The sequence below is a fragment of the Thermophilibacter provencensis genome (assembly GCF_030372065.1).
Lineage (GTDB): Bacteria > Actinomycetota > Coriobacteriia > Coriobacteriales > Atopobiaceae > Thermophilibacter > Thermophilibacter provencensis_A.
In genome coordinates, this window is sequence record NZ_JAUDEA010000011.1 from 27748 (window position 1) to 41380 (window position 13633).

7 protein-coding genes are annotated in these 13633 nt (G+C 64.9%); 4 read left to right on the forward strand and 3 right to left on the reverse strand.

Annotated features, from left to right (window positions below):
• Positions 1 to 157 precede the first annotated feature (157 nt).
• The gene (locus QUW25_RS07565) at positions 158 to 6991 is read right to left on the reverse strand and encodes a VaFE repeat-containing surface-anchored protein (RefSeq protein ID WP_289511602.1); all 6834 of its coding nucleotides are present in this window, start codon (positions 6989 to 6991) and stop codon (positions 158 to 160) included.
• 418 nt (positions 6992 to 7409) lie between these two features.
• Here QUW25_RS07565 and QUW25_RS07570 point away from each other — a divergent pair, with 418 nt between their 5' ends.
• A complete protein-coding gene (locus tag QUW25_RS07570) occupies positions 7410 to 8951 on the forward strand; it encodes a hypothetical protein (RefSeq protein WP_289511603.1) in 1542 nt (513 codons plus the stop codon).
• Between the two features lie 122 nt (positions 8952 to 9073).
• On the opposite strand, the gene QUW25_RS07575 is transcribed toward QUW25_RS07570, so the two are convergent.
• Both QUW25_RS07575 and QUW25_RS07580 read right to left on the reverse strand, forming a co-directional pair.
• Positions 9074 to 10309 (reverse strand): iron-containing alcohol dehydrogenase, encoded by a 1236-nt coding sequence (locus tag QUW25_RS07575; protein WP_289511604.1) that lies wholly within the window; start codon positions 10307 to 10309, stop codon positions 9074 to 9076.
• Between the two features lie 90 nt (positions 10310 to 10399).
• Positions 10400 to 11515 carry an IS1096 element passenger TnpR family protein gene (locus QUW25_RS07580; protein WP_289511605.1) on the reverse strand — a complete coding sequence of 372 codons (1116 nt, stop codon included), beginning with the start codon at positions 11513 to 11515 and terminating at the stop codon, positions 10400 to 10402.
• Between the two features lie 336 nt (positions 11516 to 11851).
• Between QUW25_RS07580 and QUW25_RS07585 the strand changes: the two genes are divergently transcribed.
• The 3 genes from QUW25_RS07585 (at position 11852) to QUW25_RS07595 (ending at position 13630) form a co-directional block, all read left to right on the forward strand.
• On the forward strand, positions 11852 to 12046 hold the full coding sequence (locus tag QUW25_RS07585; protein ID WP_289511606.1) for a hypothetical protein: 195 nt from the start codon (positions 11852 to 11854) through the stop codon (positions 12044 to 12046).
• Between the two features lie 163 nt (positions 12047 to 12209).
• Complete coding sequence (gene bsh / locus QUW25_RS07590) at positions 12210 to 13175, forward strand: choloylglycine hydrolase (RefSeq protein ID WP_289511607.1); 966 nt, start codon at positions 12210 to 12212, stop codon at positions 13173 to 13175.
• Between the two features lie 143 nt (positions 13176 to 13318).
• Positions 13319 to 13630, forward strand: a complete 312-nt coding sequence (locus tag QUW25_RS07595; protein ID WP_289511608.1) for a metal-sensing transcriptional repressor — start codon at positions 13319 to 13321, stop codon at positions 13628 to 13630.
• The last annotated feature ends 3 nt before the right edge of the window (positions 13631 to 13633 follow it).

Here is a 13633-nt window from a genome sequence, read left to right on the forward strand (position 1 = left end):
GCGTTTGACGCGCTCTTTCTCGGGTCCCGCTCAAACTCCACTCGCGCCCTCCCAGTATATCGGATTTGATAATAATTCCGTACTGATAACGTCATTAAAAAGTGCTGAATCTATTGGCGTGCCCGGACAGAGGAGTCTGTCCGGGCACGCCGGGGGGCTACCTTCTTCTGAGGCGAGTGGAGAGAATCGCGGCAACGGAGACGAGCAGTGCCCCTCCCGCGCTCAGCGCCGGTATTGGACTTGTCGCCTGGCCAGTGTTGGGTACGCCCTCGTCTGGCTCATCAGGCTCCGGCGGCTCGTTGGGCTCTGGGGGCTCTTCGGGTGCCGGCGGCTCGTCGGGCGGAGTGTCAACGGTGATCGTTTGCCCCTCATCGGCGATGTCCGCGTGTCGCGCAATGAGTGTCCCGTCACGGCTGAGCTCCTCAAAGACGACAACGTTTCTTCCCTCGAGCCCGTGGGTGTCAAATGAGAGGCCCACGGAAACGGTACCCTCGGGGCTCTCGGGCACGAAGGTCGTGATTGCGCTCGGCGCGTTTTCGCCGTCATCCAAGAGCGCCCCCTCGTCCGCGCCGTTCTCGCCCATGAGGTGAAGCGTGCTGGAGAGCGTGTACTCGAAACCCGGCGTAAGCCCCCGATAGGACACGGCGTCCACGACCGATGCCGTTGTTGCCGCGGGGACGAGGTGGTCCCCGTCAAAGGCGTCCGTTGCCGTTGTCTCGAGGCTCACGAGCCTTACGGTCTGGCCTTCGTCGGCGATGTCCGCGTGGGCTGCGAGCGTCACGCCGTCACGGGAGAGCGTCTCAAAGGCCACCAGACCGTCATGCCCCGCGAGCGCGGCGTCAATCTCAAAGGTGACCTCAACCGAGCCGTTGGGCTCCTCGGGCACAAAGGCTGCGCTCACGGTCACGGGCTTGCCCTCGGCATCCTCGAGCATGCCCTCGTCGGTTGCGGAGCCCTCGGCGTCTTGGCTCATCTGGTGGAGCTCACCGGTGAGGACGTACTTCTCGCCGGTGCGCAGGTTTGCGTACGCGACGGTGTCCACGAGCGTGACGGGGGCGGTTCCGTCCTCGCCAAGGAGCGTCTGGAACTCGCGGAGCCCCGTTGCGGCGTTCGTGAGGGCGGTTGCGATGCCGGGCACATGAACGGTCTGATTCTCGTCCTCGATGTCCGCATGTGCGACGAGCGTGATACCTCCCGAGGAGAGCTCCTCGAAGGCTACGACGTCCGCGCCCTTAAGCTGGCTGGCGTCGAGGATGAAGGTGAGCTCCACGGTCTGAGCCTCGCCTTCGGCAACAAACGATGTGGTTGCCGTCACGACCTTTCCGTCGGCGTCCGTCAGCTCGCCCTCGTCCACGGCAACCCCATGCTCGTCCCAGCGCTTGACATGCAGCGTTCCGCTGACCACGTACGCCTTGCCCGGCAGGAGCCCGCTGAGGTCAACCGTGTCAGTGATCGTTTGCTCGGGCGCTGCCGCAATCTCGTCGTTGCCATCTGCGGCATCGAGTGCGGTCGTCTTGATGCCCGGGACAACAACGGTCTGGCGCTCGTCGTTCAGGTCCGCGTGCGAGGCGAGAAGGACCCCGTTTCGCCACAGCTCCTCAAAGACCACGAGCCTTCTGCCGCCAAGCCCTGCGGCGTCAACTTCAAGCTCGAGGGATGCGGTGCCCTGCGTCGAGGATGCCTCGTAGGTTGCGCTCGCCTTGGAGACGATGCCCTCGTACACAAGGGCACCCTCGTCGTTGGTTCCGATCAGGTGGACCGATCCCTTGATCTCGTATTGTGCCCCTGGGGCGAGATTCTCGAGCGTCACCGTGTCCACGATGAGCTGGTCGCTGAGGTTGGGAAGATTGCCGTCGCCCGTTGCGAGGGACCGTGCCGCAGTGCTCACCTTGGGAAGACGAACGGTCTGCTCCTCGTCGTTGATGTCGGCATGGACGACGAGCGTCACGTCATCTGAGGAGAGCTCCTCAAAGGCCACGAGCGTCGTGCCGGCGAGCTTGGAGGCGTCTATCACAAAGGTGAGCGCGATGTCCATCGTCTTGTCGGTTGCCGTGAAGGTGCTGGTGGCAGAGACGGGCTCGTCCTTCTCGTTAAGAAGCGGGCCGTCATCGACGCCGGTTCCGTCCTCGGTGAGCACCCTTACGTGGAGCTCACCGGATATCGTGTACTCCTTTCCCGGGACGAGATTGGTGGCATGAACAAGGTCAACGATCTCCTGGGTGCCCTGGGCGGGGACGTCATGCCCGCCCGTTGCGGTTGATGCCGCGGTGGTTGCAAGCTCGGGAACGTGAACGCTCTGCTTCTCGTCGGATACGTCCGCATGCTGAGCGAGCAGGATGCCCTCTCGTGAGAGTTCCTCAAAGACCACGATGTCGCGCTCAGCGAGAAGGGATGCATCAACCCCCTCAAACTCCATCGTTGCCGTCATGCTCGCCTCCGTTGCCTCGAGCGTGGCGTGGGCCTCAATCGGCTTGCCATCCTTGTCCTTGAGGGCACCCGCATCCGTTCCGTCCGCCCTCCTCTCATGAAGGGTGCCCGCAATCTCGTACGTCTCTCCAACGGTGAGGTTGGTGAGCAGGACCGTGTCGGCGATGGCCTGTTCCTCGCCCTGGGGGAGCTGGTGGTCTCCGGTTGTGACGGAGAGGGCTTCCGTTGAGATGCCGGGAAGGCGAACCGTCTGGCACTCGTCCGAGATGTCGGCATGTGCTGCGAGTGGGCCCTCCTCGTTTGAGAGCTCCGTCATGGCAACGACGGTCTTCCCCGCGAGCTCTGCCGTGGGCACGTCAAACTCGAGCCGGACCGTCATCTCGGGGTCCGTTGCCTCAAAGGAGCTGCTGGCAGTGAGTGCCTTGTCATCATCGTTTGTGAGGTGGCCATCGTCAGAGCCGTCTTCCGCACGCAGGTGCAGGGTGTCGGTAACCGTGTACGTCTCCCCGACGACGAGGCCCCGGAGGTGCACGGTGTCGGTCATCGCAGAGTCCGCCCAGCTGGGCGCCTCGTGGTTCGAGGTGACGTTGGAGATGAGGGTGGTGGAGATGGCGGGCACGCTGACGCTCTGGTCCTCGTCCGAGAGGTCCCTGTGGGAGGCGACCTCGCCATTCTCGTCGTGGAGCGTCTCAAAGGCGACAAGCCGCTTTCCCGCGAGCTTGCTTGTGTCAACGGTGAAGGTGACGCGCGTCTCGCCCGAGGAGACGCCCTCCCTCACCTCCGCTCGAGAGACTGCCACAACGCCCTCGTCGGCCCCATCGGAAGAGACTGCGTGGAGCTCGCCGAGAAGCACATAGTCCTTGTCAGGCTGGATGCCCTCGTAGCGAACCACATCCGTAAGGCGCACCTCCTCCCGGGCGGGGACGCTCTTTGACGAGCCGTCCCCAGAGAGGAGCTCGGTGTCCATATGCACCGTATCTCCGGTGTCGTCAAAGGTCCCCAGCTCGAGGTTCACCCCGTCACGGGTCACGTGGACGCGCGTGGAGACGAGGGACATCCCCTCGTTGGCATCGCAGCGCAGCTCCTCCACGAGGTACCAGTCGTAGGGGAGGGCGCCGAGCGAGTCGTCAACCTCGACCCCCTCGTCTGAGCGGCCGTGGAACCACGTGCCGGCGTAGGGGTCCAGCCTGGAGTCGTCCACGGTGCCGTCCGCGAGCAGCGCCGCGTCGTTGGCGTTGGTGGAGGTGGTGTGCGCGTTCCAGTCCGCGGCGGTGTTGACCATGCCGTTGTCGTCGGTCACGATGACGTGCCACTCGCCGGTGGTCTCGGAGGTCACCCTGAAGGGGATTCCCGCGAGGCGCTTACCGCCCTCGACGGACTTCTCAAGCGAGAAGTCTCCTCTCTTGACCTGCTCGGGGGTCCTGTCCGCGGGCGGGGTCAGGCTGGCCACGTCGCCCTCGCCGCGGACCTCAACGGTCTTGGACCAGCCGTCGTTGACCAGGTAGCCGGGGCTGGGGCTGGCCTCGCGCACGGAGTAGGTGCCGTAGGGCAGGAGGTGCTCGCCCGTGGCCGCGGAGCCGTCCTCGCCCGTGACCATGGTGGCGGGGGTCACGACCTCGCCGGGCTGGTACGTGACGCCGTCCACGACGACCGCGCGCTCGGACTCGTTGGTGACCTCGAAGACCGCGCCGGCGAGGCTCGCCCCGCCGAGCGGGCGCGCCGGGTCCTCGGAGCCGGCCTCGGCGAGCTCGCGGTCGACCTTCTGGACCTCGACGCCGCCGCGCTCCACGGGCTCGGGGGCGGCCTTGTCCGCGTCAAGCGGGTAGGTGGTGCCGTCGGAGCGCACCTGGACGGTCTGGGACCAGCCGTCCGGCAGGCTGTAGCCCTCTGAGGGGGTCGTCTCGGTGACCTCGTAGGTGCCGTAGGGCAGGTCGCGCGCGCCCGTGGCGGCGAGGCCGGACTCGTCGGTGGTGATCTGCTTCACGACCTCGCCGGGCTCGTGCCACGAGCCATCGACCATGACGCCGTGCCTGGAGCGGTTGGTGATGGAGAAGACGGCGCCCGCCAGCGTGGCGTCGCCCTGGGGCTCGGCCCCGGAGGTGTCGGCGTCCACCTTCTGCACGGAGATGCCCCCTCGGATGGGAAGGTCCGCAACGGAGAGCTCGACCACCTGGCCGTCCTCGCGGATCTGGAACTCCTGGGACCACCCCTCGTTGGGGAGGTAGCCCTCGGGCGAGGCGGCCTCGGTGGCGCGGTAGGTGCCGTAGGGGAGCGCGCGGGCCGCGGTCGCCGCCCAGCCGTCCTCGGTCGTCTCGATGCTCAGGCAGACCTGATTCGGCTGGTAGGTCACGCCGCCCACCACGACGGAGCCGGCGGAGAGGTTCTCGATCTCTATCACGGCGCCCGCCAGTGTGGCGTCGCCCTGCGGGCGGGCGTCCGCGAGCTCGGCGTCCTTCTTCAACACCGCGCCCTGCCCGCGCTCGGGCTCGTCCGCGAGCGGCTGGTCGTCGAGGCTCACCACCTGGCCGTCCTCGTTGACGTCAACGGTTGTGCGCCACTCCTCGTTGGGGAGATAGCCCTCGGGAGGGGTCTTCTCGAAGAGCTCGTATGATCCGTAGGGAAGCGAGCCCGCCTCGCCGCGGGCGAGTCCGTCGGCGCCGACTACTGCCTCTGCGGTGGTTACCTCCTCGCCTGGTGCGAACTTCTCGTCATCCACCACGACCGGGCCCTCGGAGCGGTTGATGACGCCGATCACGGCGCCCTCGAGCGTGGCGTCGCCCTGGGCGGCGGAGACCATGAGGTTGCCGTCGACCTTTCTGGCCGCGTAGGTTCCGCGCTCCACCTCCTCGTCGAGTGCCTCGTCCTCGGGGACGGGCACGATGACGCCGTCCTCCTGCACGGAGACCGTTGAGGTCCATTCCTCGTTGAGACGATATCCCCTGGGCGGCTCGAGCTCGCGGAGCGTGTAGGTGCCACGGGGCAGGTCGCGCTCGCCGGTGGACCCGGTGCCGTTCTCGCCCGTGACGATCTTGGTGTTCTCGATGAGCTCCCCGTCCGCGTACTCGACGCCCTTGACCACCACGCGCGCGCCCGATGCGTTGTACACGCCGATCACGGCGCCGGCAAGCGTGGCATTGCCCTGGGACACGCCTTCCTCGAGGTCGTGGTCGACCTTTGGGACGGAGATGCCGCCGCGCACGACCCTGTCCTCAACGGCCATCCCCACCTCGTCGACCTGGCCGAAGCGGTCTGACCAGCCGCCCACCTTGACAACCTTCGCACCCGATGGCGCAGAATCATCCGCAACCACCTGGGCAATGTGGACCGAGCTGTCCGAGAGCGCATAGCCCTCAGGGGGCTTGGTCTCCTGGACCGTGAGGGTTCCAAGCGGGAGTATCGCGGCGCCGCCTCCCTCGTCGATTCCGTACCAGGGGTCGCCGCCCACCTTGAACCGGTCGGCAAGCTGCGCCACGCCGTACCCCTCAAGCTCGACCGTCTCGATGATCCAGGTGCGACTGGGCATGTCGGGAAGATCGTCCTCGGACTCAGCGCTCACGCCTTCGTAGAAGCGGACGGCAAACTGCGCCCCATCGAGATGCGCGGTGCCCTGCGAGACGATCTGCTTGCCCTCTGCGTCGACCTTTTGGACGTAGAACCACGCGGGGCAGGATAGCGGCTGGTCGGTAACGCCCACCCGGGTGTTTGCTCCGGCACCGTTGACCTCAACGCGATAGGTGCCCCCGTCTCGGGCAAAGCCCCGGGGCGGATCGGTTTCCTTGAGCCAATAGGTCCCCAGCTCAAGAGGCGCGTAGGTGGCGTGGCCGGAAGCATCTGTGGTCATGGTGTCCACGAGCTGCTCGCACGCCTCGTCGCGGTAGATTCCATACACGGCACCCTCCAGGCTATATGAGGCGTTTCCGTCCGTGAGGGCGGGGTTGGCGCTTGTCTTCTGGAGCTCGATGCCGCCGTTCTTCACGGTTTGGGCTATGATGCGCTGGCGAGCGACGGTTGCCTCGCCGTAGATCCAGGAGGTTCCCGCGTAGGGGCCCTCCGCGCTCGCGTTTGCCACGGCGGCGTCGTAGAGGCGCTTGCCCTCGGGCCACGCCTGCTTGTATCGGTGGTAGCCGCTGTAGTTGAGCCCATCCTTGATCTGATACATGTGCTCCCAGATGGCGATCTGGGTCGCAGCCTGCGACCAGGCGCCCGTGCTGCCCGAGCCGCCGTAGCCGTACCAGAGGATGTAGTCGAGCACGATTCCGCCAGGCGCCGCCCCGTAGAAGGTCTCACCGGCGTGTGGGGTGCCGGCCATGCCGTCGGCGCAGTAGATGACCGTGCCGTCGGGCGCCGTCATCATGTGGGCGGTTCCGCCGTCACCGTCCATGATACCGGGCGGGTATGCCGTCACGGAGCCAACCGTGAGCGAGTCGGGCGTGTCGGCAAGCGCGGGTGACGGAAGACATGCCGTGATCTGCGTGATAAGAAGGACGCTTGCGAGCAGAAGCGCCAGGGCCCTTCTCGCCGCTCCTCTTTGTGCCTTATGCGATGACGATACTCTGTGCCGCATCTGTGCCCCTCCTTGGTCGACATGGTGGGAGGGGAGCGTAGCAGGGAGTCGCTTTCCGTTGTCTTTCCTGTGGCTGCCAGCTGTCTGCACATGCTGGTATAGGGCCCAAAGGATTGAAAAATAGGCCTATTTACTCGGTGAGCGGTTGCGTTTCGCAATTTGAGCGGATCTTGCTCATATGATTTTAAAACTGATGATAACTGCGACGTTCCGAGGGACGCTTTTCCAACATGAAATTGAGTCGGATAGACCCAGCGAGTCGAGGCTGTGTACGCAGCTTTACATCACGTGTTAGCTCTGACGGAGCCAGTCGTCGAAGCTCGCGTGCGTCCGTCGTGTCCCACCTTGCCGACCTGGCGTCAGGGGCTGATAATATACAGAGCGACCCAGGGGAAGACGGACACATTAGGGAGGCAATATGCGTGAGAAAAATGTGCCACAAAAGGGCATTGGGGCGATGGTGCTCGTCATACTCATCGTGTTTGTCGCTTGTTTGGGGAATGTGCCTTTTTCTCGTGCGACAGAGCTTGATGAAGGAGCCGGCAAGGTCGAGGGGCTCCGAGTGGTTCAGGTCGAGCTGGGTGACAATCATTCGGCTGCCATTGCTGAAGATGGTTCTCTCTGGACTTGGGGTTCTAACGATAGCGGCCAGCTGGGGGATGGTAGTTGGAAGAGCCGTACCGAGCCCGTTAAGGTCATGGAGGGTGTGGCATCGATTTCCCTCGGTGGCTATCACACTGCCGCCATCAAAACCGACGGCTCCCTCTGGATGTGGGGAAGCAACGCCTTTGGCCAGATTGGAAATGGTGGAACGGAAACCGCTCTAAAGCCCGTTAAGGTCATGGAGGGTGTGGCATCGGTCTCACTCGGCACCTACAGCACGGCTGTAATCAAGACCGACGGCTCCCTCTGGATGTGGGGAAACAACGGGACGGGGGAGCTCGGAGATGGTACCCTGATCGACCGTCACACTCCCGTGAAGATAATGGACGGAGTCGCGTCTGTTTCCTGTGGAGCGGGCAACACGGCTGCGATTAAAGCCGACGGCTCCCTCTGGCTCTGGGGCCAAACGATGACCATTATGCTTGCCGACGAATCCTGTGTTACGACGGGGCGTAATCCGACAAGGATTGTTGATGACGTTGCCGTGGCAGCCGTCGATTGGGGTCAGTTGGTAACGGTCGGGCTTGATGGGTCGGCGATGGCCTACGAGTCATACGATGAGCCCAAGAGTCTCATGGATGGCGTCAAATCAGTCTATGCATTCAACCTTACTTTTGCGATTCTCAAAAACGATGGCACTCTTTGGACGTGGGGCGGCAACGGCGCTGGTCAGCTTGGCGACGGAACGACTGTTGACAGGGACGTTTCAGCTAAGGTGATGGACAACGTTGCGTCATTCTCACTGGGTGGTGCGCATGCCGCTGCCGTTGCGACCGACGGCAGTCTCTGGCTCTGGGGAAGCAACAGTGACGGCCAGCTCGGTAACGGGACAACAGCCGAAAGCACCGTTCCAATCCGAGTTATCATCCCCGGTGACCCAGAGACCGAGACGATGTATCGCCTCTACAACCCGTACACGGGTGAGCACCTCTATACGGCAGACGGCTTGGAGCGTGACGGCCTTGTTTCCGTTGGTTGGAGCTATGAGGGCGAAGCGTGGGAGGCGCCCATCACGGGCGCGCCCGTCTACCGTCTCTTCAACCCATACTCTGACGACCATCACTACACCATGAGCGAGGAGGAATGCGACTATCTAGCCTCACTCGGATGGGATGCGGAGGGAGTCTCCTGGCATTCTGCAGGCGAGTTCGACTGGTCAGCGCAGCCTCTCTACCGTCTTTACAACCCTTACGCCATCACTGCCACTCATCACTACACGACGAGTGTTGAAGAGTGCGACAAGCTCGAGGAGCTTGGCTGGTGGAAGGAGGGCGTTGCCTGGTATGGCATAAGCTAAGAGGCCTGTGTGCCCCCCATGCTTGCAAGCCCTTTGCATTCCTCGCACCTTCAGCGCGTGCCCCCCTCGTGACGAGGGGGGCATGGCGGAAAGGAAGTCAGTTCGAGTGGCTGGGACTAGGTCTACAGCGCGGACTCGTAGATGGCGCGCGCGTCCTCCATGGTGAGGCGGCGGAACTCGCCGAACACGGGGCCCTTGTTCTTCTCGAGGGTCTCAAGGAGCGCGGGGATCTGCTCGGAGCTCACGCCAAGCTCACCGAGGGTGCGCGGCATCCCCAGGGAGACGAAGAAGCCCTGCAGCTCGTCAACGGTGGCAAGCACTGCGTCGCGCACGGCCTCCTCGGGGCTCACGTCAACGCCGTCGGCCTCTGCGTCCACGGGCTCGATGCCAAAGACGTCACGCCCGAAGGAGAGGAAGCGCTCGGGGTGCTCCTGCCACACGTAGCGCATCCAAGCGGGGAAGATGACAGCAAGGCCAGCGCCATGCGTGATGCGCGCGTCGTGCGCGGAGAGCTCATGCTCGAGGGCGTGGCTCTCCCAGCCGCCCGCACGCCCGCCCGGCGTGGCGCTGCGCCCGAGCCCCGCGAGGTCGTTGTGGGCAAGGGTTCCAGCCCACATGATGTTGGCTCGGGCGTCGTAGTCCGTGGGGTTTGCCAGCGCGCGAGGCGCCTCCTTGATGAGGGAGCGGATGAGCCCGCAGGCGATGCCGTCGGTGACGCTCACTGGTCCCACGCTCGAGAAGTAGCGCTCCATGATGTGGGCGATCATGTCCGTGACGCCCGCGGCGGTCTGGTAGGCGGGGAGGGTGAAGGTGAGCTTGGGGTCCATGATCGCCACGACCGGTCGGTGCAGCTCGCTCGAGAGCCCGCGCTTGAGCTCGAGCTCGTCGTTGCTGAGGACGCACGAGGCGCTCGCCTCGGAGCCCGCGGCGGGGATGGTGAGGACGCATGCGATGGGCGGCTTGCCCTCTGCGGTGGGGGTGGCAAGGCCGGAGAAGAGGTCCCAGACGTCCCCGTCGTAGGGCACGCCAACCGAGATTGCCTTGGCGGTGTCAATGACCGAGCCGCCGCCTACGCCCAAAATGACGTCCGCCCCGCAGCCCCGCGCCTGCTCGATTCCCGTGCGCACAAGGCCGACCTCGGGGTTGGGGCGCACGCCGGAGAGCTCGGTGTGGGCAACGCCAGCGGCGTCAAGCGACGCGAGGACGCGACCAAGCGTGCCCGTGCGCACCACGGAGCCCTCTCCGTAAACAACGAGCGCGTGCGAGAACCCAAGTGCCGCGAGCTCAGTGCCCGTGGAGTCGCAGACGCCGCGGCCAAAGACAAACTTGGTGGGGGAGAAGAACGTGAAGTCGTTCATGGGGGTCCTTTCCTCGGGGTGACGAGAAGAGCTTAGCGCACTCGTCGCCCCAAGGAGGGCCGCCGCTGGTGAAAGGGGGCGCCCCCGCCGTCAGTTGCCCTCGGATGCGCGCGAGGTCTCGATGAGTCGCTGCTCCCATCTCGCGCGCTCGTCCTCAAAGCCTGCCAGCCGCGCCCGCGTGGTCGCGTACTCAAACGGTTGGTAGCCCTTCTCGCCAGAGTCCGAGAGGGCCTTTATGAGCGTGCGCCCGTTCTCGTAGAGGCTGTTGCGAAAGTCTATGAACTCGCTTGCGGTTCTCGCCCACTCGGGAGGGGCATCCCCGGCTCCGTCCAGCAGCTGCGGACCCAGCTCGGCCATGCCTCGCTCTGTCGACTCGAGGGAGATGAGGTGAGTCCAGTCGCCCTCAACGCCGTAGCGGTAGGTGGCCGCGCGCGTGCGCGGAAAGACCTCGGCAAGCGTCAGCTTGGAGGCCCGCTCCTCCACGAGGCTCCGTTTCCCTGTCTTTGGCTGGGCAATCTCGCCGCACACCTCTTTCTCGCCGATGAGGAAGTTCTTCTTCCGGCTGTTGAGGAGAAACCCGAACGGCTGGAGATCCTTCCAGCAGAAGACAAGCTGAATCACGAGGTGCAGGTCGAGAAAGGTGAGGCCTGCGGGCACGAGGACCCTGCGCCAGCACTCGTGCCGGGGGTAGTAGTAGCTCCGGCCCTCCGAGATGGCGAGCGAGACCTTGAGGGCAAAGGAGCGGTCGTCCCCCCTGTCTCTGCCGTAGCTTGCGGGCGGATTTGCCAGCGCTGTTGGCGTGAGGGTGGGGGTGCGCGTTGCCTTGGTCTTGATGCCCGCAAGCGAGTAGACGAGCTCCGTCGTGGTGAGGGGGCCGGCGCCAAAGGCGGCCTCCTCGGCGTAGAGCGAGGGGTACGCCCGCTGGATCTCCTGCAGGCTCGCGCCCACCTGGGGGCCAAGCTGGAGCTGGAGGTACTTGATGACGCCCCGGGCCTCGCGTGCCCCCTCGTCGGTGAGCTGGATGATCTCTCCCTGCGGCGCGAATCGTACGAGCCCGTAGCTCTGAAGCCTCTCCAGGAGGTTGGGGTCGTACGTCTGGGGGCTCAGATGCGTGCCAAAGTGCCCCTCCACGGGTCTCATGTTGAGGTAGGCGAGGGCGAGGACGAACAGGCATCCGAGCTTGTCGTTGAGGTTGTTGCAGAGCATGACGCGCTCCCTTCTGCGGGGCCGTGGGCCTGTGGGGAGCGCAAGCCTAGCAGGGAGGGGACCTCCCTTGTCTGTCCGTTAGGTTTCCGGTAACTGACGGCGCAGCTCATGGGCGCGCGGGGTCTGCGACGCCGCTGAGTTGCTCGGCGGACGGCCTCGTGGGCCCGGCGAGCGCGCGCTTTTGAGGGGTCTCCGGTCGGGAGGGAGAAGCGGCGGGTGACCGCCCTGCACTAAGGCGTCCTCGAGGGGGTGTGGACAATCCTGTCAGAGCCCTTACCGCGCCTTAACCAAGCGGCCATAACCTTGACTAAAGGCGATGCGTGAGGGAGGGGTGCCATGTCTGACGAGCTGATACTTATGGGCGAGCCATCGTATCTCAGGCGTCTGGGCACGCTCTGCTCCGTGCTGTGCGGCGTTAGCGTTCTTCTCGGTGTTGTGCTCATCATGCTTGATCCGGGGGTGGAAAGCCTCGTTGCCACGCTCGTCGCGCTTGTGATGACCGTTCTTGGCCTGGCGCTCTCTCGCCGCTGACGCGTGCGACCTCAGTCAGGGGCATCGTTGCAGCTTGCGGCAAGCTATGGGTCAAAATGATGATGCTCGGTCGCGGTTTGGTGTTTCTCGCGTGACTGGGATTGCCTGTCTCTTCTCGTGGGTAGCATGACTCCAACCCAATCTACGAGGAAAGGACGTCCCCATGTGCACGGCGGTCCGCTTTACCGATTCCGAGGGAAACCTCTTCTTTGGCCGCAACCTCGACTGGACGGTCGGCTATGGCGAGCGCGTGGTGGTGACCCCGCCTGCGGCGAAGGTCCCCGCAGCGTTTGAGCGCCCGGATGACCCCGAGCGTGGCCATACCGTCATGGGCATGGGCATCGTCGTAGGCGACCTGCCGCTCTACTTTGACTGCGCCAACGACGCCGGACTCGCCGTGGCGGGCCTCAACTTCCCCCAGAGCGCGCGCTATGCCGCGGAGCCCGTCGAAGACACGGTCAACGTTGCCGCCTACGAGTTCCCCTATTGGGTGGCGAGGAACTTCTCGACCGTCGAGGAGGTGCGCGCCGCCCTCGAGCGCGTGACGGTTGTGGCGCGGCCCGTGAACGAGCAGCTTCCCGTGGCAAACCTGCACTGGATCATCTCCGACGCCACGGGCGCCATTGTGGTCGAGTGCCTCGAGCGCGGTCTCGTGGTCTGGGATGACGACGTCAACGTCCTTACCAATGAGCCGGACTTTGGCTGGCACCGCCAGAACCTGCGCAACTACCTCATGCTCACGGGCGGGGAGCCCGCTGCCGCCACGTGGGGCTCCGCGCGTCTGGCGCCCTTTGGCTCGGGCGTGGGGATGCAGGGGCTTCCCGGCGATTACGGCGGACCCGCGCGCTTTGTGCGCGCCGCGTTTGTGAACGCCCACTACCCGACCAAGTCCGGCGAGAAGGACAACGTCACGCGTCTCTTCCGCACGCTCGGCGCGGCTGCCGTGCCCGAGGGCTGCGCGGAGATGGCGGACGGGTCCGAGGAGCGCACCCTCTACACCTCCGGTTACTCGGTCGCCACGCGCACGTACTATCACGCCGCGTACGATGCTCCCGCGATTTGCGCCTACCCGCTTGACGCGTGCGATCTGACGGGCGACAAGCCGTTCTTTGCCGAGGCTGCCGCGTAGCTCGCCCCAACTGCCCTCCCTCCCTTGCGACCCCGGCTCGCTTTCCGCGAGTCGGGGCCGCCCGCGTTTGACAGGTACCCCCTTGGGGTATACAGTCATCAGTATCAGAAACCCGTGAGGGGTATGCGCGCAGAGGAGGACGAATGACCGAGAAGAACAGCTGCCCGCACTGTGGCGCGCTCAAGCACACGCCGCGCTCGCCGGAGCTCAAGGCCGACGTGACGCGGAGGATCAACCGCGCCGTTGGCCAGCTGAACGGCATTCGGGCGATGGTGGAGGAGGACCGCTACTGTGGCGACGTCCTCACGCAGCTCGCCGCCGTGGAGTCTGCGGTCAAGGCCATCTCGCGCGAGGTCATGCGCGACCACCTGGAGACCTGCGTCGTGGAGCGCATCCAAGCGGGAGACACCGAGGTGACCGACGAGGTCATGGAACTCTTCCGCAAGTTCATGTGATTC